The organism is Xenorhabdus doucetiae (assembly GCF_000968195.1).
GTDB classification, from domain to species: Bacteria; Pseudomonadota; Gammaproteobacteria; order Enterobacterales; family Enterobacteriaceae; genus Xenorhabdus; species Xenorhabdus doucetiae.
In genome coordinates this window covers 390,437-411,165 of record NZ_FO704550.1, presented here as the reverse complement: position 1 = coordinate 411,165, position 20,729 = coordinate 390,437, and the positions used below count along the sequence as shown (strand labels likewise).

Below are 20,729 nucleotides of genomic sequence, written 5' to 3'. Positions count from 1 at the left end.
ATATACGCCTAAAAGATTAAGCTATCGATTAAGCATCAAAGGGATCACGCAGGATCATCGTTTCTGCACGATCTGGGCCTGTAGAAATAATATCAACAGGAACGCCAGTCAGATCTTCTACACGTTTGATGTAGTTCAATGCAGCTTGTGGCAATTGGCTGTGATCTTTCACGCCAAAAGTGCTTTCATCCCAGCCAGGCAGGGTTTCATAGACGGCTTCAAGACCTTCCCAGTTCTCTGCTGCCAGTGGCGTCGTATCAATGACAGTGCCATCAGCTTGACGATAACCCACGCAGATTTTCACTTCTTTCAGACCATCCAGCACATCCAGTTTAGTCATGCAGAAGCCAGACAGAGAGTTGATTTGGATCGCGCGACGAATAGCAACGATATCCAACCAGCCAGTACGACGGCTACGACCTGTTGTCGCACCAAATTCCTGACCTTTCTGACGCAGGTATTCACCTGTCTCATCAAACAGCTCAGTTGGGAATGGGCCTGCGCCAACGCGGGTGGAGTAAGCCTTGATAATACCCAGTACATAATCAACGTAACGTGGACCCAGACCGGAACCCGTCGCAACGCCACCCGCAGTGGTGTTGGAAGAAGTCACATAAGGATAAGTACCGTGGTCAATATCCAGCAGTGTACCTTGCGCACCTTCGAACATCACCAGCTCACCTTTCTGAGTTGCTTTGTAGAGCAGGTCAGAAACGTCAACTACCATGCCTGTCAGGATATCGGCAACAGCCAGAATGTCATCTAATGTTTTCTGGTAATCAACAGCAGGTTCGTTGTAGTAGTTAACCAACTGGAAGTTGTGGTACTCGATGATCTCTTTCAGTTTGGCGGCGAAAGTTTCTTTATCAAACAGATCACCCACACGCAAACCACGACGTGCGACTTTGTCTTCATATGCAGGACCGATACCACGGCCAGTTGTACCAATCGCTTTGGCACCACGCGCTTTTTCGCGGGCATTATCCAATGCAACATGGTAAGGCAGGATCAGCGGACAGGCTTCAGAAATAAGCAGGCGCTCACGTACAGGAACCCCACGTGATTCAAGCTCTTTCATCTCTTTCATCAAAGCATCTGGTGCTAAAACGACCCCATTTGCGATAATGCTAATGACATTTTCACGTAAGATCCCGGATGGGATTAAGTGGAGAACGGTTTTTTCACCGTTGATGACTAGTGTATGGCCCGCGTTGTGGCCCCCTTGATAACGAACTACGTACTTAGCTCGTTCAGTCAGCAAGTCGACGATTTTACCCTTGCCCTCGTCACCCCATTGGGTGCCCAATACGACAACGTTCTTACCCATTTCAAAAGTTCACTCGGTTGCTTAAAAATGGATTCTACCATCTCATTTAGCACCTTTCAGTATTTTTTGTTACTTCTGTTATTTCGTTTCGTCATATAAATGGGCTGCTAAGTAAACATTGGTAATGACAGACGTACAAAAATAAGCCACTGCCGTTTTTTACAGTGGCTTATCGTGGGCTAGAATGCGGCTAAGTATATTAACCGCATTCCGCCAGTTTGATGATGCTAAACTTTAGGTAATTTACCTAGCGAAATCACTTAATCCGCAGTACGAGGACGTAGATCCTCAGGGGCTTTCATATAACGGAAAAAGTCAGTGTCTGGGCTGAGTACCATCACATCATTCCCCTTACTCTGGAAGCTCTTCTCGTAAGCACGCAAGCTACGGATAAATACATAGAATTCAGGATCTTGGTTGAACGCATCAGCAAATAGTTTGGTTGCTTCCGCATCACCTTCACCACGTAAAACCAATGCCTGACTCTGTGCTTTTGCCTTAATTTCAGTCGCTGTTTTATCAGCAACGGCGCGGATCTTCTCTGCTTCTTCCAAACCTTGTGAACGCAGGAGACGTGCTTCTGCCTCACGGTCAGCACGCATACGCTGGTAAATGGCTTCTGAAATTTCCTGTGGCAAGTTGATCTGTTTAATACGAACGTCAACAACCTCAATACCTAATGCAGCCATGCTGCTTGGGTTAATGGCTGGTTGCTTGCCTTTTGTCTCTTTTGCTACCAAGGCCGCCGCAGAGGCGATTGCACTATCGGCATCCGTTGCCCCACCCTCTTCATGGGTTCCCTGATTCAGGGCATCACGCACATCGCTCGTTAAACGGCCACGGGAGTCAGTCACAATGCCACGGACATCAAGACGACCAATTTCAGAACGCAAACGGTCACTGAATTTACGTCTCAGCATCATTTCAGCACGGGAGATATCACCGTTCCCCGTTGCCAGATAGTAACGACTAAAATCGTTAATGCGCCACTTCAAGTAAGAATCAACGATCAAGTCTTTATTTTCACGCGTCAAGAAACGGTCGGCCGTGATATCCATAGTTTGAATACGGGCATCAAGGGTTTTGACTGTTTCCACAAACGGAATTTTGAAATGCAGACCAGGCTCATAAATGGCCGGCTTATTTTCTGCATCACGTACAACCTTACTAAAACGCAGCACAATACCACGTTCGCCTTCTTTCACAGTAAAGATTGATGCATAGAGAACAACCAATACCGCGATAATCGCAACAATGAATGAATTACGCATGATTATGGTCTCCCTACTCTGACCGTATCACCGCGCAGGTTATCGCTACCGTTATAAGTGCTGGATTCCCGTCGTGGCGTTGATTGATTCTGACGAATCATCTTCTGTACCGCTGTGTCACTGGATACATTTTGCTGAACTTTCGCCGGATCATTCACCGCTTGATCTAATGGCAATAGCAGCATGTTGTTACTCTTTTCGGTTGCAATGACTTTACGTGTATTACTTAACACACGCTCCATTGTCTCGATATACAGACGTTCACGAGTAATTTGTGGTGCTGCTTTATATTCAGGCAAAATTTTGGCAAAACTCGCCACTTCACCCTTAGCATTCAATACGGAGCTAACTTTATAAGCTTTGGCATCTTCAATAATACGCTGCGCTTCACCTTCCGCTTTAGGTAATACTTCGTTTTCATAAGCCTTGGCTTCACGAATGGTTTGCTGCTTCTGTTCACGCGCTGCGATGACATCATCGAATGCGGCCTTAACTTCTTCTGGCGGACGAGCAGCCTGGAAGTTGACATCAACTACTGTAATACCCATATGGTATGGACGGATAGTCTCTTCCAGTACCTTCTGAGTATCGTTACGGACAACAGTACGCCCTTCCGTCAGATTGGTTTCCATTGAATATTTGCCAACAACACCGCGCACGGCACTGTCGGTAGCTTGACGCAGGCTATCATCAGGATTGGTGACACTAAAGAGATAAGCTGCCGGATCAGTGACACGGAATTGAACGTTCATTTCAGCCAAAACCACGTTTTCATCCGAAGTCAGCATGGCACCCTTTGTTGCCAAATCGCGAACAGCTTCAACGTTGACAGCTCTGACCTGATCGATGAACGTCATTTTCCAGTTCAAGCCAGGCTGTACAACATGACTAAACTTACCAAATCGAGTGACTACACCACGTTCTGCTTCTTTAATCGTATAGAAACCACTTACAACCCAAACAGCAACTGCAGCAGCAACGGCAAGGCCAATAAGACGCCCGCCAAATTTAGCGTTCTGCTCAGAACCATTTCCACCTTTGTTTCCACCGAGACCACCGAGTTTTTCACTCAGTTTACGGAACAGATCGTCGAGATCAGTTGCCCCACGGTTACGACCACCTTTATTGTTGCCGCCGGAGTTGCCGCCATTATTATTGCTGCTTCCCCACGGGTCGCGGTCCTGTCCGTTATTACCGGGCTGATTCCACGCCATGTTTTAGCTCCACTTTCTAGTTTTTACTGGTTTTTCAGAGGTGACTGCTCTCCACCCAGATGGGTGAGGCTTCCCACTTCACAGACCGTTGCCTGTCCCTGACAGGTCTAGCAGCGGCCTCCGTGGGCAGAAACGACGGACTTCATCGTTTTTGTAAGCAACCAATATTATTGGGTGATACTTTTGACAGTGCTGATTCTGTCACTGCAATTCTGGCACAGTCATTTCATCACCGCCATTTCATCTCTGCTACTCCATGACTATAAGCACCTTGAAATGGCAGATAAAATGATACCTTGTTTGTTGTCTTGCGCCAATCAATCAGACAACATTCAGACAACATAGTCTGGTAAATTGGGTTCTTGTTTGCACAGACGACGCCAATCAACGATAGGCATCCTGACTTCAACACCCACCTCACCATTTTCTTCCATCCATTCACGTTCAATGGCCTGAAGCTGATAAAAACGACTGCGCAGACGCCCCGCCTCAGGTGGAAGATGCAATTTATAGTGTGCGATTTCACCTGAGAGGCGCTCAGTCAACGCTTGCAATAACAGAGGTATACCTTCGCCAGTTTGTGCTGACAACCAAACTCTGACCGGACGATTTTCTTCATCACGATCAATACGGGGAATAAAATCTTCCAGCATATCGATTTTATTCATTACCATCAGCGAAGGGATTTCATGGGATTCAATCTCTTCAAGCACACTGTCAACAGCGGTAATATTTTCATCGACGCGAGTATCAGCCGCATCAACAACATGCAGCAATAATCTCGCCTGCCGAGTTTCCTGCAACGTCGCCTTGAACGCGGCCACCAAATCATGAGGCAAATGGCGGATAAAACCGACGGTATCCGCCAAAACAACCGTGCCAACGTCATCCACCTCTATACGGCGCAATGTCGGGTCCAGGGTGGCAAAAAGCTGATCAGCCGCATAAACTTCGGATGAAGTTATTGTATTAAATAGACTGGATTTCCCCGCATTGGTGTAACCGACAAGAGAGACGGTTGGGATATCGGCTTTATTACGTGCCTGACGCCCTTGTTCACGCTGTTTTTCAACTTTGCCAAGGCGTCCCAAAATCTGTTTGATTTTGTCACGCAACATACGACGGTCACTTTCCAACTGGGTTTCTCCAGGCCCACGCAGCCCGATCCCCCCTTTTTGGCGTTCAAGGTGAGTCCAGCCCCGCACCAGACGGGTGGATAGATGACGCAATTGCGCTAATTCGACTTGTAACTTGCCTTCGTGCGTTCTTGCCCGCTGGGCAAAAATATCCAGAATCACGCCCGTGCGATCAACCACACGACACTGGCACAAGCGTTCAAGATTACGTTCCTGTGCTGGGCTGAGGGCATGGTCAAATAACACCACATCTGCACCACTGTTTTTGACAGCTTCAGCAATCTCCTCTGCCTTGCCCTCTCCGACAAAATATTTCGGATGAGGTGCTTTCCGGCTTCCCGTTACAATCTGCACAGGAGAAACACCTGCGGAAGTCACCAATGACTCGAACTCACTGAGATTTTCCGTATCTTTTTCCTGTGAGAAGAAAACATGCACCAGAACGGCTAACTCTCCGCCTTCATAACGATCAAACAACGGTGCAACCCCTCAGGCTGAGTAAAAATCCAATAAGAAAAAACATAGGTAAAGTCTCCCTACCTATGTTTTTATTTTCAGGCACGGCTGCTGATTTATTCAGCGCCATCGCTTTCCTGTTGTGCTGCTGGGTTAGTGCCAGCGTGATAATTTCCAACGCCAGTCGGCACACCCTGGTTGTTACCATGGTGGGACACTGGGCGGGAAGGCACAACAGTAGAGATGGCATGTTTATAGACCATCTGGCTAACCGTGTTTTTCAGTAAAATGACAAATTGGTCAAAAGATTCAATCTGCCCCTGTAATTTGATGCCGTTGACCAAATAAATAGAAACCGGGACCCTTTCACGTCGTAAAGCGTTCAGGAATGGATCTTGCAGAGATTGCCCCTTAGCCATTCTATATTTTCCTTATTTTGTTGTTTTTCACTAAGAACCTATAGGTTCGAAAAAAGTAACTACTCAAAAATGACACTTTCGTACTGATCAATTGTACACAATCAATGAATTTATGTACTAATAACCTGCATGACTGTGTTTAGGTTTTGTTTAGGTTGATCGCTATCCAACCAAGCCACATTGTCCCAACTCCTGAGCCACGTGATCTGACGCTTTGCCAATTGGCGTGTCGCACAGATACCGCGATAAACCATCTCATCATGAGATATTTCGCCCGCGAGGTAAGACCACATCTGACGATAACCAACACAACGAATGGAGGGTAAATCTGTATGCAAATCACCACGAGCATAAAGCGCTTTCACTTCATCTTCAAACCCTGATTTGATCATTTGTTCAAAACGGGCTGCGATGCGTTGATGCAAAATTTCACGACTTGCTGGCGCGATCGCAAATTGATGAACTCGATAAGGCAATATTTCTCCAGACGTTTCAGTCAATTCAGTTAGAGTTTTACCCGAAATCCGAAAAACTTCCAGTGCACGAGTAAGACGTTGTGGATCATTCGGATGAATCCTTGCCGCAGAAACGGGATCAATATCCTGTAATTGTTGATGTAAAACGTCCCATCCCAGCTCCGCTGCCTGTTGTTCAATTTGCGCCCTAATTTCAGGGTCCGCTGAAGGCAAAGGCGATAATCCTTCCAACAATGCTTTGAAATATAGCATGGTTCCACCAACCAGGAGTGGAATTCTCCCGGACGCCGTGATCTCGGCCATTTCTTTTAGGGCATCACGGCGAAAATCAGCAGCAGAATAGACTGCCGCAGGGTCAAGAATATCGATCAAACGATGCGGTGCCAATGTTTGCTCTTCTGCGGAAGGTTTTGCTGTCCCAATATCCATTCCACGATAAATCAACGCAGAATCGACGCTGATTAATTCAACCGGAAGACGCTGACGTAAAGCGATCGATAACGCCGTTTTTCCTGAAGCCGTTGGCCCCATGATAAAAATGGCTGTCGGCAGATGTTGAGTTTTTAAATCACTCATGATTAAAAAGTGCCACCACTGCTTGTAAATCAATTAATTGTAATAACCCATCCGGCGGCGATCCCACCAGTTGCGGGCAAAGGCGCTCGACCTCAGCCAAAAGCTGGACGGCTTGCGCGATGTTCCACGTTTCATGCTCACTACCCACATGACGGGAAAGCCAAATGGCCACCTGTTCCACAGAAGCCGTTGACTGTTCCCCTAGATAGCCCAACAGTTCCGGCAAGAGTTTAGGCAGGTTCTGTTGGCGCAGAGGCAACGATACCGCATGAATGGTCACTTTTCCATGCGCGACTGTCGATTCAATCCCAAAAGTCTTTAATAAGTCACTATTCTGCTTCAGTACCTGCATTTCTGACTGATCGAGAGCCAGTTTCAGCGGGATTAATAAGGGCTGGGATTTTAATCCCTGCTCCCCTGGGGTCAGTTGCGCCTGTTTTAGCCAGCGTTCAGCCACTGGCAGGGAAAGTAGACCGATTCCCAAGGGGGATTCGATCAAGGCATAGCTTGCGGCATAAATGCACAATACTTTGCCAAAGCTATATCTTCCAAGACCTGATTTTCCAAGATCTGATTTTCCAAGCTCAGATTTCCCCGATCCTGATGGCACTGGTGTGGCAGGAACAGCGATTGGCTGAGAGGTCGGCTCGCCCCTTTCTGGAAATAACGCACGTTTTTCTTCCGGTGAAGATTGCATCATATTTTGATACAACTCACCCTGTTTTTTCTGGTAGCTTTCCTTATGATGTGCTTGCGATGTGCCACGATCATGATGTTCATACCGTCGTGAAGGTGCCTCATCAGCTCGCTCATTACGCTTGCCGAGAAAATGATTTTCTCCCGCAGAAGGGCGATTCTCCGGCACCCAGCTTGCCGCACTTTCTTGGCAACCCAGCGCCAACTCATCTCCTCCAGTGCGTTGTTTCAGTACCGCCGCCACGCCTTGGTAAATAAAATCATGGACTAAGCGAGCCTGATGGAAACGGACTTCATGTTTGGCGGGATGCACATTGACATCCACTTGGCGCGGATCGATTTCAAGATACAAAACATAAGCGGGTTGCTGTTCACCCTTAATCAAATCCTGATACGCTTGACGAATCGCATGATTAATCAGGCGATCCCGCATCATGCGCCCATTGACATAGCAATATTGGATATCGCTGACTGCCGTATTCACGGGATCAGCAACCCAGCCCTTAATGGACAAGGAATCATGCTGCCATGACAACGCCAGCGCTTGTTGCACAAACGCGGCACCACAAATCGCGGCCAAGCGGCGTTCATACTGAGATTCATCTTTGGCGGGGCGATACTGACGCACCAATTTCCCATTGTGATTCAGATTGATGGCGACATCCAACCGCGCCAGCGCTATCCGACGTATCACTTCATCAATGTGACCAAATTCCGTTTTTTCCGTTCTCAGGAATTTTCGGCGAGCCGGCGTGTTATAAAACAGATCCAACACTTCAACGGTGGTTCCCACCGGATGAGCGGCAGGTTTTACCGTCACCTCCATATCACGGCCTTCAGCATAAGATTGCCACGCTTCTGTCTGGCTTTCAGTACGGGACGTTAATGTCAGCCTTGAAACAGAGCTGATACTCGCCAGCGCTTCCCCACGAAACCCCATACTGACAATCGCTTCCAAATCATCCAATGAAGCAATTTTACTGGTTGCATGGCGTGCCAGCGCCAGCGTCAGATCTTCCTGACTGATCCCACACCCATTATCGCGGATCCGAATCAATTTCGCGCCACCCCGTTCAATGTCAATATCAATACGGGTTGCACCGGCATCAAGGCTATTTTCCACCAATTCCTTGACCACAGAGGCAGGGCGTTCAACCACTTCACCGGCAGCAATCTGGTTTGCTAATTGTGGGGGTAATATCTTGATAGCCATATTTGACCTTACTTACGTTTTGACTTTGACACAGACTATTTACTTTGGTGCAGACTGCAATGGGTTAGCCTGAAAATAGTGACGTAACCCCAAGTGAATGGCTTGTGCCAATTTTTCCTGATATTGATTGGAACCTAATAGTTCTTCTTCAGACAAGTGACTGATAAATCCCGTTTCGACTAAAATAGACGGGATATCCGGCGAGCGCAAAACACCCAGGCTGGCATGTTCTGGTGTGCGCTTATGCAGAGAACCAATTTTAGTGAGCTGATTCAACACTTGCACAGCAACGTCATAGCCAACACGTTGTGAGTGCCCAAATTGCAAATCCAGCACCGCCTGACTCAGATAAGGATCACTACCATTGGCAAGTACATTTCCCGCACCGCCCAGTAATTCCGATTGTTTCTCATGCTGTTCCAGCCAATTTCCCATTTCACTGTTTGCACGACGGTTGGAGAGCACCCAAACCGAAGCACCTCTGGCGCTGCGATTGGGTGCGGCATCGGCATGAATCGAGACTAACATATTGGCTTTATGTTTACGGGCAACTTCGGAACGCCCCGCCACAGAGATAAAATAATCGCCATTTCGCGTCAACACCGGCTTGAACATGGGATCATTGCGCAAAAGGGCTTCCAACTTACGGGCAACATTAATCGTTACGTTTTTTTCTTTCAATCCCCGTTGCCCAATCGCACCCGGATCTTGCCCACCATGCCCCGCATCAATAGCCACGACAATCGAACGAGTGATTCTTTCTTGTGCAGATTGGCCAGCCTGTTTTTTCACACTTTGTTCACGGTGATTCGCGACTGGCTTCGTCTCTTCTTTTCCCGTCAGCGCCGCATTATTTGTAAGTAATCGCTTACTGTCATTTTGTAAGGCATGATGATTGGATACTGGCGCGTTGCTGGTGACTCCATGAGTTTTCAGTGTCAGCACCACTTGCGATTTATTAGCGCCATTTTTCGCCGAAGACGTTTTCACCACAGAAGTTGCCGTGGCCTTATGTGTTAACTCCAATACCACCCGCTGATGATGTGCATCAGGTGATTGGCTGGAGCGTACAAGTTTTACCAGATTCTGGCCGGATAAACGCAGCGGCAACCCAATAACTTTACCGGATTGGCGAATATCCACCACCAATCGCTCAGGAGAATGCAAAGGAAAGAATCGATAATCAGGATACCCGCCGGTGAATTCCAACGTCACGACGGCCTCGGAGGAACCATTTTTCACATGAATATCTGACAACGTGGCCGCTGAGGCGGTCGTCATGATCAACTGACCCAACATGAAAAACAGAACACTGGCCATCCCCCAATGGGCACGCCATTTTTTGCTTATATTCACAAAAAAATCATTCGCAAAACAAACAGTCACGAAAAAGGCATTCATCATGGTCGGGGATTCCTTCATAAGGACTTCAAATTATCCAACAGACTTTCACCATATTTAGATAACGCAACAAAACGTGCCTGTCGCCCTTCACGGTCGTAGCTCAAGTGCAGCTCAATATCCGCATCCGGCAAAACGCCAGCTCCCTGCTGAGGCCATTCCACCAAGCAAATGGCGTCCTGATGGAAATAATCACGGATACCCATAAATTCCAGCTCTTCAGGGTCAGCCAAACGGTAAAGATCAAAATGATAAACAGGCCGTGGTTGTAAGGCATAAGGTTCGACTAACGTATAAGTCGGACTTTTCACATGCCCCTGATGGCCGAGAGCTTGCAGAAAACCACGACTAAATGTAGTTTTTCCCGCACCAAGATCGCCATATAAATAAATAACATAGCCGCGATCGCCAACTGCCGCCACTGCGTTACCCAATGCAACGGTGGCATCTTCATTTGGAAGTGATAAAACGAGTTCTTTCATTGAAAAATATCTATGTTGATTTATTGGATTAGAAACGAATCAGGTAGACATATCAGTTAAATAGCTAACCAATAACCATAACATAATTTAGACGTGATCATTGAGAATCTTCTGCACTGCCATGTATTAAGCTAAGTATTCAACTGGCGTGAAGAAAAGTGTCTGTGTGTCGCGGAAGGTCCGGCAATTTGCCGTATCAAGACTGGGTGTGCTTAATAAGCAATCAGCCGAATTTCTTATAAAAAAACCCGTTCGTTTCCTTGTGAATAAAAATAAAAATACTTTGCTGATCAACTAACAAACAGAGAATAAACACTGATCATGTTATTTTTAAATTAGGTTAATTACTTTAATTAATCAATAAGTTAAGTTTGAACTATGGTTGTGAATGATAAACCTAAAAAACCAAACACGAAGAAGCCTCCTGTGGATAACTCTGTGTAACAACTAGAGCATCATCAGGTGACTCAGCAGGGTAATCATGTTAAATACTGTGGATAAAAAACAAGAATTGAATTCTCGTGGACAACACCAGAAATCAGCAGCGAAATAAAAAATCCACTCATCCATTCTAGACGCTAGTGGAGAAATTTTCCTCTGCCTCTTCAAAAATGAGGCGGCATTATGGACCTGTTGGAATCGGATAGCAAGTGCTTTATCGACAATTTATATTTGGTAGAGATTGTCTTGCAATAAGTACCAACATCTCTACGCTGACGCTATTTTCCTACTGTCCAGTCACTACCGACTATTCCTTACAGGCTATGTCTCCATAGCCCATAATTAGTAGATAATATAGTTAGTAGACAACATAATTAGTAGACAACACAGTTAGTAGACAACACAGTTAGTGGATAAGGTTAAAGTAAAACTAGGATACTGTTATATTCTCAACTAATTCTTTCGAGAATTTCCAATCATAACGATCATAAAAACGATTAAGCGTGACAAAATGTGAACCGGAATAAAACATTTCATATTGCAAATGCCTTGACGCGAATTCCGAACCAACCGAATCCCAAACCAGTTTCATCAACCGAACTTTTTCTATCGGGGAAAGAGTAGATGAATACTGCGTTTTCTCAACCACATTTAATACTTCATCATTTAACAAATCTTCTTCACTGGATGGCAACATAATGACACCACCGCCGACCAAATTCCGTATCGTATCCATTACTTTTGGGTAAATAGATTGCGCAATAACCTGACAGGCGTAAAGTTGGGTTTGATCAGGAAGATAAAATCCATTATGTCTATTTGGATTATGTATCAGACTTCTAAAAAGTCCTTCAATATTCATTGCATAGCACGCAAGTTCAGCAAGAGATTCTCTCACCGCAGGATATTTATTGATTCCATTAGCCTCCGACATCGCTTGAGCTAACCCAGCAAGAAAATGCAACTTCACGGCATACCTAGCCATACTCTGGGTATCCATCAGCATTTCTGCCCCCGTTGCATGAAATTGCTTACGACACATCTCAATATCTTCAAAAATAAATACACGTTCCCAAGGCACAAGTACATCATCAAAATAGAGAATCGCATCATTCTCATCAAATTGGCACGATAACGGATAATCTTTGGGATTTACCCCCAACCCATAAGATCGCCGTGAAATAATCTTGATACCTTTTGTACTCAATGGCATAGCAAAGGACAAAGCATAGCGCTCATCAATGCCAGGTTTGAGGGGATTATGTACACCAATCAGTACTTCATCAGCCAATGGCGCTCCTGTTGCAAGCATCTTCGAGCCTCTGACAATGATTCCTTGTGAATTTTTTTCAACCAATCCGAGTGTGTGATAGATATTTTTGGCGTGTTCACCTGGTGTTTTCGAACGATCTCCCTGCGGGTTTACTAGTGCATAAGTTAGGTAAAGATCTTTCTCACTCACATAGGCAAAGTAATTTTTCAAAGCATCCGCACGCTCTTTTGAATAGGACTCGAATACATCAATATGAGTCATCATCCCAACCAACGCAGACGAAACGTGATCGGGACCTCGTCCTATCCATCCAGCGCCTTGCATCGCCCAATCATAAGCAGCTTGTCCGCGTTCTATTAATTTTAGAGCTGTTGTCGGAAACTCCCAATATCGCCCTATTCGATTACCTGACTTTGTTATGAAAGTCATTTTTTCAAAATTTTCTTTCTGATAATCGTATAAACCAGCTATCGTTTTAATCGCATTTTTAAATGCGGCGTGATCTACATGATGAGTAATTTTTTCTCCATTTATAAAAATGGTACGCCCATCACGAAGATCCTTAATATATTGCTCTCCTGTTCTTATCATCTTTTCTACACTCCTTCAGTCCATACGGTTCATTTTAAAGATCAAGAAAAGAAATTTTTCTATTCAGTACTGAACGCCCAACATACAAAGATAGTTGTTCCCATTGAGACCCAACATGACCACGATACATTTGTACATCATTAAAATATTGAAGAAGACGAGATCCTTTTAATGCAGCCGATGAACCAGCACTTCGAAAAAGCATATCAATACTTTCACTTGCTAAACGACCGGCTTGTTGCAACTGTCCCCATAAACGTAAATTTTCATCTACAGTCATAGGCAATCGATGCTGTTCCCAACGCTGACACAATGAAGCGTACTTATCGAATACATTAAATAAGATAGCTTCTGCTGAATCAGAAAGTAATGTTGCCAAACCTAATGCGCGTACAAATACCATTTCATTGACATCACCAGATTTTTCATATTTCCTGAATTCTTCAAGTGCAGCTTTACTCGCCCCAATAATAGGAACAAGCAGATTAGCGTGGTAAGGAGCCATCAAATAACCAAGGTACATAGAATTATGATGTATTCTTGTTCCTTCAGTGCCATTATCAACATCTTGATCTGCATAAAATGCCCGAAAAGGCCTGGCCATTCTCTCTGGTACGAACACCGAATTCAGCCGAATGCTATTGGAACCACTAGCCCACATACCCAACGTCCGGTATTCTCCCCAGTCATTTAATATTTCAAAATCTCGCCTAGGAATAATGCAGCTCATCGGATGCTGATTAGGTTGTTGGGAATCACAAATCACAGTGAGAATTACGTGGGTTGCATACGTGATACCACTACAGTAAGGAAAAATGCCATCTACAATATATCCCTGATTTATCTTTCTGCACGTTCCTGCCGGAAATGCCTTGTGCGCTGCAATAAATTGTTCATTCCCATTAAAAAGCTCATCTTGAACAGACTCAGAATAATGTGACGCAATTAAAAAAACATGCGAAGCCCCAAGAGTTAAATTCCAACCAAGAGAAGGATGCCCCTCTGATATTGCCAACATGATTCGATAATATTCAGAAAAAGAAAATTCAAAACCACCATACCTCTTTGGTTGCAATAAACGGTAAAATCCCCGTTTCAGAAAAAACTCATGTAACTCTTGAGAATATGTCCCTAATTTATTGTGTTCGTCTTGTTTTTCCCTCAGCAAGTTTCGCATATTTAAAGCCATTTGGTGAAAATGGAGAAGCGATGTTGGCATAACACCGCTGTTTTCTCTCAATGCAGCATACATTGTACTTTGCATTCTTTTCTCCTCATAAACGTTCAATTTCCCTGAAACGAGCGGTAAAGTGTCTTAATATTTTGGGTTCATATTCAAATTCAAGAGGTTTTAACATGTCAGCATTTTTAACAACATTAATCAGCGAATCAGCAACATAACTCATATGATTATCAGTATAAGTTCGACGTGGAATGGTTAACCTCATTAATTCAAATAATGAAGGTTCCTGCTGCCCTGTAACGGGATCTCTTCCCATCATTAATGAACCTATTTCAGTTGCTCTGACGCCACTTTCTAAATACAGGGCATTACAAAGAACCTGAGCAGGGAAATTTTCCGGTTTAATATCAGGAAATATTTTACGCGCATCAACAAATACAGCATGTCCCCCTACAGGGGTTTGGATAGGAATACCTGCTTGTTGTAATTTATATCCCAGATATTCAACTTGAGCTATTCGACTACGTAGATGATCCTCATCCAGTGCTTCCCGCAATCCGGTGGCCATTGCTGCCATATCCCGCCCCGCCAGCCCTCCGTATGTCACAAACCCTTCCATTGGGACACACCTTAGCTGAACTTGTCTAAATAAAGATTCATTGTTACGGAAGCAGCACAAACCCCCAATATTCACCATACCATCTTTCTTTGCAGACATAATAAATATGTCTGCCTCATTAAATATTTCTTTAACTATCTTAGATATAGATTTATGAGAAAATTCACTATCCCTTTGCTTAATAAAATAGGAATTTTCTGCAAATCGTGCAGCATCAATAATAACAAGAATACCAGAATCACGAGCCATTCTTGCAGCGGCTCGAATATTCTCCATCGAAACTGGTTGCCCACCTACACTATTACAGGTAATTGTAATAATAATGGCGACAATATTCTTCTGATTATATTTAATTTCATTGTACAATTCATTTAAATCAAAATTACCTTTCCAATCATCCGCAATTTCTGTTTGTAAAGAAGAAGAGCAAATGAAATTCTTAGCTCTAGCCCCTGCCATCTCTATGTGAGCTTTTGTTGTATCAAAATGGTGATTAGACAAAAAAACAGGCTTGGAAGCCCCCTTTTCTTTCGCTAATTCCACAAGCAATGGAAATAGTATTTGTTCTGCCCCCCGACCTTGATGCACAGGAATTGTGTATTGAAAATCAAATATCTCTTCAACAGCCTGTGATAATAGATAATAACTCTTACTACCTGCATAAGATTCATCACCTAAAAACATGCTGGCCCACTGCTGATCACTCATGGCGCCTGTTCCGCTATCAGTGAGTAGATCAATAAATACATCTTCTGATTTTAAAATAAATGGGTTCAATCCCGCTTCTATCAATGCATTTTTGCGTTGAGATTGGGTTGTCATTCTTATTGGCTCAACCATTTTGATTCGCCAAGGCTCTGGAACAAGTTTTGACATAACTATTGCCCTCAAATAATGATTATTGTTATGAAGTTACTATTGATACATTAAATATGATTTCAAAACTGCCATTTGCTCATCACTGAGACCGATTTTTTTATTATTATTCAGCATATGTTTTATAGCATTCAAACCACGATCACCATATTTATGTATATATTCTTTGACATATTCTATTGAGTCTGAAAGAAATGCTATGTCAAATTCCACCATCTCTCTAACAACTAATAATGGTATAGGTGAACGTAAAGGATAAAAGCTTGAATTTCGTAATCCTCTTTTTTCACAAGAACTAAAAAACTCTCCCAACATTAATCCCGCATGTAAAAATATGGGTTTCATTTCATAATGCAAACGAGAAATATCTTCTTCGGAATAAATATCATCCCATATACTAACAATAGTCTTAAATTGAGTTTCCTCACCAGCACGAGGTTCTTGTTTATGGAATAGATAAGAAAGACTGATAACATCTTTCTTTATTTCTTCTTCAGTTCGTCCTTTAGTTTTTATTTCAGTAAGCCAAAATGTTTCTTTTTTCATGGAAATAGGAGAGTAGGGACAAACAACACCCGACCTTCCTAACTCAGGATGTGGCTTACATAAATAATCAATACACCACTGAGCAGTCGTCTTCAATGCATTTGAATTTAATTCATTAAACGATAACACATCTGATATCGGAATAAGTTTTGGTGAACAATATGAATGAGTTACTAATGGAGCCAAATTCGTCTGCATGGTAACGCCTCCAAGCTAAGTTTTTATCAAGCATTTTGTTACACTGGTCTTAATTAGAACGTACAGCTATTCAATCATTTCTCAAAGTCACAAAACAAACAGCAGCAGCCAATAATGTTATTCCCATTAGGGTATAAATCAGGATACTGAAAGCGCCACTATAAATAGCCATCAAACCTTGTTCTGATAAACCGACAAACAATCCCTTAGCACTCTCAAAATTTCCTGTTGTCAAATTATTCGCCGCAGTTGAAATGGTACTTGGAGATTGTTGGGAAACCTGTTGTAAATCTATATGTAAAAGAAAATTCAACATTGCCAACGCTCCCGCAACACATATAGCTTCACCACAAGCCCGCATTGTGGTGAAAATACCTGTCGCCATTCCTGCCCGTTCAATCGGAACCACTCGGATTGAAAGATCATCCATCAATCCCCAAGGGAAACCCGTGCCAATGCCAATCAACAACAATGGCAACATTAACATTGTCGGCTCTGTTCCCACTGGCAGATTTGCTAACCACGCCAACCCAACGGCTGCACACAGCAAGCCCATACAAGAAAGTATCGGTGATGAAATCCAACGGGTCAGTAATGCCGCCAGAAAAGGAACAAGAAGCATCGGGGCTGACAGTGCAATCATCATTTTTCCTGCCTCAATTGCGCTGTAACCTTCAATACCGATCAGACGAATCGGAAACAATATCAGCAAAACAATAAAGCAGACTGCGGTTGCCAGAGGCAAGAATTGCACTCCAACAAACTTTTTGAATCGGAAAAGAGAGATATCTAACATTGGGCGAGCATGAGTGAGTTCACAGGTAATAAAAATAACCAACATGAGAACTGCTGCACTGAGAAGCAAAATAACAGGGAAACTACCAATACCACTTTGCGGAATTTGCATAATGCCAAATGTCAGCAATACGAGAAATGCCGTAAAACTAATTAACCCCTTAATATCGAGTTTAGCTGCATCAGGATCACGCGAGTCTCGCATATGAAGGCTACCGATTATCAATGCAATGCCACCGAACAAAGCTCCCAATAGAAAAACAGAACGCCAACCTAATGTTTCGACTAAAGCCCCTGAGATCACAGGCCCAAATGCTAATCCGGCACCAAAAGCTGTTCCCAGTAATCCGAAAGCCTTTGTTCTTGCTCTCCCCTCAAACTCTTGTGCTAAGGACGCATTACCTCCTGCCATCGTTAAGGCGGCAAAAAACCCTTGAACTCCGCGCACCAAATCAAGAAAAACGACATGAGTGGCAACACTGACGATGACAGAAAATAGCGTAAAACCCGCTATGCCGATCACAAACATCTTCTTACGCCCATATTGATCGGCTAATGCCCCTGCCGCCATCACGGCACTGCCAAAACTTAGAGCAAATGCATTGATAACCCAAGATAAAGCAATTCCGCTGCCGCCCAATTCAGTTTGGATCGCGGGTAATGCTACGGCTGGGCCAGTATATTCCAATGGTAAAATCAGCCCTGCCATGCAAACAGCAGCCAAGACCCAATAACGGCTCCAAGATTTCTTATCCATTATCTGCATGCGACGTTCTCCACAAAGAATATCTTTCAAAACAGAACCACTCGATTGTTTGATTTTACTTATGTAAAATCAGCAATAATATTGCTATATACTCAAATATAAATTGTGGAAATGGCATGAATCATGATCTGACACTCTGGCAGCTCTTTTTTCGTATTGTCGAGAGAGGCAGCCTGACAAAAGCAGCAAAAGACTTGCGATTAGATCCCTCTGTTGCCAGCCGACGCTTGGCCGCCCTTGAGCATCAACTCAAGGTTCAATTAATTAATCGTTCAACCAGAAAACTTAGCCTAACAGCCGCCGGAACGTTGGCCTATGAGCAAATACGTCCCTTACTGTATGAAATGGATGGCATATTGGGTGATATCAGTAATAAGTCATTGGCTGGTAAAATAAAAATAACCACCCCTGTAAATTTAGGGGAACGTTATGTCACACAATGGCTAACGCTTTTCCAGCATCAATATCCTGACATTACCTTCGACTTAGTACTTTCGGACAATTGCTTGGATCTTCAGCAAGAAGGAATTGATCTTGCTATGCGTATTGGGGAATTACCCGCTTCCAGTTTGGTCGCTAGAAAATTGGGCAATATGGCTGGAGTATTATGCGCCAGCCCTGATTACCTACAGAAATACGGTACGCCAAGGCATCCACAAGATCTGAGTTTTCATAAAACTATCATTTACTCGCTTCATCAACATATCTCCCCCACTCGCCTGCAACTCTCCCGCGATCATGAAATAGAGCAAATAGAACTATCCGGCAACTTTTACCTGAATAATGTCGGTGCAATTTACCAAGCTGTCTGCCACGGTGCAGGAATTCATGCTGGTCCTGCCTGGCTATTCAATGAAGCCATTTACAGCGGGAAATTAGTCAAACTGCTACCTGATTGGCAACTGCCTGCACTACCTGTTCATCTGCTAAGAATGAAAAGCCACTATGTTCCCCACCGGATATCGGTATTGATGGATTGGATGGTGTTATGTTGGCAGGAGATAGAGGGCGGTACTGGAAAACAGCACCAAAATAGTAACGGAAAATAAGAAAGCTCGTTATATTAATTATTCCTTATGTTTCAGGAAATGTTTGATTAAGTACTCAAGAGAAATTAATTGCAAATTGGTTACCATAACCGCCCAATAACGTATTTAATTCATTCTCCATTGTCTCCTGAGTCCAAGTGATAAAACGTCGCCAATGGTATTTGGCTTGTTTCCAGACGATTTCAATCAAATTCAGCTCTGGGCTGTAGGCGGGAAGGTAGAATAAAAACAGGTTGTGTTCTCGTAACCAGCTATTTCTGATTTTTTCTTCAATCCCGTGATGGATACGCGCATTATCCAACACTAAAAATGTCAGGCGGTTGTCCCCTTGTTGGGCGAGCTGCTCTAAAAAATCAATCACGTCATCTCGCGTGATACTGCCTGACGTTGTCTGGTAAAACAGCGTGTTATCCGTGTAATTTAACGCCCCCAGAACTGACCGCCTGTCATGCTCTTGAGGCTCAGTTTCATGGGGCTTACCCCGTGGACTCCATCCATATTGCACCGGAGGAGATGCGGCAAAACCCGCCTCATCAAAATAGACCAAACGGTAATGGCCTAACTGTGCTCCAGCCTTAATTTTATTCAGCAAGGCGGATTTGTTAGCAAACTCCGTTTCGTTGCGCTTTTTTTAAGCGATAGACGGGTGCGTTTATAGGTGAGCCCCTGCTTTTTCAGGGTATTTGCCAGCGTTTCAAGCGTACAAGGCAGGGGCCCATGCTTTGCCTCAACGCACTGGGCTATCCGTGCGAGAGTTAGGGACTCTGCACAGGCAGCTTCGACCGCAGTGGCAATCATTTCAGGCGTCATAGCGAGATACCGGCCTCCAGCATGACCGCCTAATAATCCCGCTATCCCTGAATTGTGCCACATGTGAACCCAATTATAGATAACCCGGAGACTGCATCCTATTTCAGCGGTGATCTGGGACGGCTTGCTCCCTCTGGCAAGCATGAGCAAACCCGTTCCTAGCGTACGGATATCCCGGTGGGGATGATTCAAAGCGAGTTGTTGCAATGTTATTCGTTCAGGCTCAGAGGGTATTATCTTCGATTTCATAAGGACAGGCAGAAAATCAGGTTATCGTGTTATCGATTGTAACAGTAATGCAGATAGTTTATCTGATTAACTTAATACAAGAATACGAATAAAACGGACAGAATTAATGTATTAACGCTAATTAAATAAATGGTTCTTTTTATAAAGAATAAAGAAAAGAATACAAAAGCAGACACAAAAATAAGCGATTGTTGGAATTATAAAGATTTTTTATAAAAAAAAGAGAGAAGAAATTGGAGCGGGAAACGAGACTCGAACTCGCGACCCCAACCTTGGCAAGGTTGTGCTCTACCAACTGAGCTATTCCCGCGTCGCTGACAGCTAATATTATTAGCTAGAGATACCTGAATACCGACTTCTGACATCCGTTAACCCTATGAGTTACCAGATGATTATTGGAACCTGCATATCAGGAATGGGCGTCATTATGAACGTGTTCAGATAAGATGGCAAGCCCTTTGCTTCCACTTCCGTGCTAAATGCCCAAAATATACTCGCCCAAGTTTGAAAAAAAATCCATCCCCGCACCTCAACAGTTATCTGGAATAACAAACATCATGGCGTTAACATAAAATAAACAACTAACCAACATCTAATAATGTTTATGCTTGTCGTAACGATTTTGTGGAAATAGATTAACAACAATTTTGGTCATTACTTAGATGA

Annotated in this window: 18 protein-coding genes and 1 tRNA gene; 2 read left to right on the top strand and 17 right to left on the bottom strand. The window is 43.9% G+C overall.

Translation table 11 applies throughout. The features are described 5' to 3' along the window. Positions 1-28 precede the first annotated feature (28 nt). The 3 genes from XDD1_RS02040 to hflK form a co-directional block, all read right to left on the bottom strand. On the bottom strand, positions 29-1,327 hold the full coding sequence (locus XDD1_RS02040) for an adenylosuccinate synthase (protein ID WP_045968249.1): 1,299 nt from the start codon (positions 1,325-1,327) through the stop codon (positions 29-31). A 260-nt stretch (positions 1,328-1,587) separates the two neighbouring features. Next, complete coding sequence (gene hflC, locus XDD1_RS02035; protein ID WP_045968247.1) at positions 1,588-2,598, bottom strand: protease modulator HflC; 1,011 nt, start codon at positions 2,596-2,598, stop codon at positions 1,588-1,590. A gap of 2 nt (positions 2,599-2,600) precedes the next feature. After that, positions 2,601-3,812 (bottom strand): FtsH protease activity modulator HflK, encoded by a 1,212-nt coding sequence (hflK, locus tag XDD1_RS02030; RefSeq protein ID WP_045968245.1) that lies wholly within the window; start codon positions 3,810-3,812, stop codon positions 2,601-2,603. 183 nt (positions 3,813-3,995) lie between these two features. On the opposite strand from hflK, the gene XDD1_RS19590 reads away from it, so the two are divergent. Further along, positions 3,996-4,157 (top strand): hypothetical protein, encoded by a 162-nt coding sequence (locus XDD1_RS19590; protein ID WP_167541610.1) that lies wholly within the window; start codon positions 3,996-3,998, stop codon positions 4,155-4,157. Here XDD1_RS19590 and hflX read toward each other — a convergent pair. The 11 genes from hflX to XDD1_RS01975 all read right to left on the bottom strand — a co-directional run bounded on the left by hflX (position 4,145) and on the right by XDD1_RS01975 (position 17,955). Continuing rightward, positions 4,145-5,425 (bottom strand): ribosome rescue GTPase HflX, encoded by a 1,281-nt coding sequence (gene hflX / locus XDD1_RS02025; protein ID WP_045968243.1) that lies wholly within the window; start codon positions 5,423-5,425, stop codon positions 4,145-4,147. The two genes, XDD1_RS19590 and hflX, sit on opposite strands and share 13 nt — an antisense overlap. 95 nt (positions 5,426-5,520) lie before the next feature. Continuing rightward, positions 5,521-5,823 (bottom strand): RNA chaperone Hfq, encoded by a 303-nt coding sequence (hfq, locus tag XDD1_RS02020; RefSeq protein WP_045968241.1) that lies wholly within the window; start codon positions 5,821-5,823, stop codon positions 5,521-5,523. 110 nt (positions 5,824-5,933) lie between these two features. After that, positions 5,934-6,875 carry a tRNA (adenosine(37)-N6)-dimethylallyltransferase MiaA gene (gene miaA / locus XDD1_RS02015; protein WP_045968239.1) on the bottom strand — a complete coding sequence of 314 codons (942 nt, stop codon included), beginning with the start codon at positions 6,873-6,875 and terminating at the stop codon, positions 5,934-5,936. Beyond that, positions 6,868-8,784: a DNA mismatch repair endonuclease MutL gene (mutL, locus tag XDD1_RS02010; protein ID WP_045968237.1), complete on the bottom strand. Its 1,917-nt coding sequence runs from the start codon at positions 8,782-8,784 to the stop codon at positions 6,868-6,870. Before mutL ends, miaA begins: the two co-directional genes overlap by 8 nt. A 39-nt stretch (positions 8,785-8,823) precedes the next feature. Beyond that, positions 8,824-10,206: an N-acetylmuramoyl-L-alanine amidase AmiB gene (gene amiB / locus XDD1_RS02005; RefSeq protein ID WP_084720906.1), complete on the bottom strand. Its 1,383-nt coding sequence runs from the start codon at positions 10,204-10,206 to the stop codon at positions 8,824-8,826. Continuing rightward, entirely contained in the window at positions 10,203-10,667 is a 465-nt protein-coding gene (gene tsaE, locus XDD1_RS02000; RefSeq protein WP_045968235.1) for a tRNA (adenosine(37)-N6)-threonylcarbamoyltransferase complex ATPase subunit type 1 TsaE, read from the bottom strand. Before tsaE ends, amiB begins: the two co-directional genes overlap by 4 nt. 871 nt (positions 10,668-11,538) lie before the next feature. Then, the gene (locus tag XDD1_RS01995) at positions 11,539-12,972 is read right to left on the bottom strand and encodes a 4-hydroxyphenylacetate 3-hydroxylase family protein (protein ID WP_045968233.1); all 1,434 of its coding nucleotides are present in this window, start codon (positions 12,970-12,972) and stop codon (positions 11,539-11,541) included. A gap of 34 nt (positions 12,973-13,006) precedes the next feature. Further along, positions 13,007-14,236, bottom strand: a complete 1,230-nt coding sequence (locus tag XDD1_RS01990) for an acyl-CoA dehydrogenase family protein (protein WP_045968232.1) — start codon at positions 14,234-14,236, stop codon at positions 13,007-13,009. A gap of 10 nt (positions 14,237-14,246) precedes the next feature. Then, positions 14,247-15,650, bottom strand: coding sequence for a tryptophanase (locus tag XDD1_RS01985; RefSeq protein WP_045968230.1), 1,404 nt, complete (start codon positions 15,648-15,650; stop codon positions 14,247-14,249). Between the two features lie 39 nt (positions 15,651-15,689). Then, positions 15,690-16,394 carry a DUF6875 domain-containing protein gene (locus XDD1_RS01980; protein ID WP_045968227.1) on the bottom strand — a complete coding sequence of 235 codons (705 nt, stop codon included), beginning with the start codon at positions 16,392-16,394 and terminating at the stop codon, positions 15,690-15,692. A 70-nt stretch (positions 16,395-16,464) separates the two neighbouring features. Beyond that, entirely contained in the window at positions 16,465-17,955 is a 1,491-nt protein-coding gene (locus XDD1_RS01975) for an MFS transporter (protein WP_045968225.1), read from the bottom strand. Between the two features lie 116 nt (positions 17,956-18,071). Here XDD1_RS01975 and XDD1_RS01970 point away from each other — a divergent pair, with 116 nt between their 5' ends. Beyond that, entirely contained in the window at positions 18,072-19,004 is a 933-nt protein-coding gene (locus XDD1_RS01970; RefSeq protein ID WP_045968223.1) for a LysR family transcriptional regulator, read from the top strand. A gap of 55 nt (positions 19,005-19,059) precedes the next feature. On the opposite strand, the gene XDD1_RS01965 is transcribed toward XDD1_RS01970, so the two are convergent. The 3 genes from XDD1_RS01965 to XDD1_RS01955 form a co-directional block, all read right to left on the bottom strand. After that, on the bottom strand, positions 19,060-19,596 hold the full coding sequence (locus XDD1_RS01965; RefSeq protein ID WP_084720900.1) for an IS630 family transposase: 537 nt from the start codon (positions 19,594-19,596) through the stop codon (positions 19,060-19,062). Then, on the bottom strand, positions 19,590-20,063 hold the full coding sequence (locus XDD1_RS01960) for a helix-turn-helix domain-containing protein (protein WP_045968221.1): 474 nt from the start codon (positions 20,061-20,063) through the stop codon (positions 19,590-19,592). The genes XDD1_RS01965 and XDD1_RS01960 overlap by 7 nt, the downstream gene beginning before the upstream one ends. A gap of 234 nt (positions 20,064-20,297) precedes the next feature. After that, positions 20,298-20,373, bottom strand: a tRNA-Gly gene (locus XDD1_RS01955). Positions 20,374-20,729: the final 356 nt, after the last annotated feature.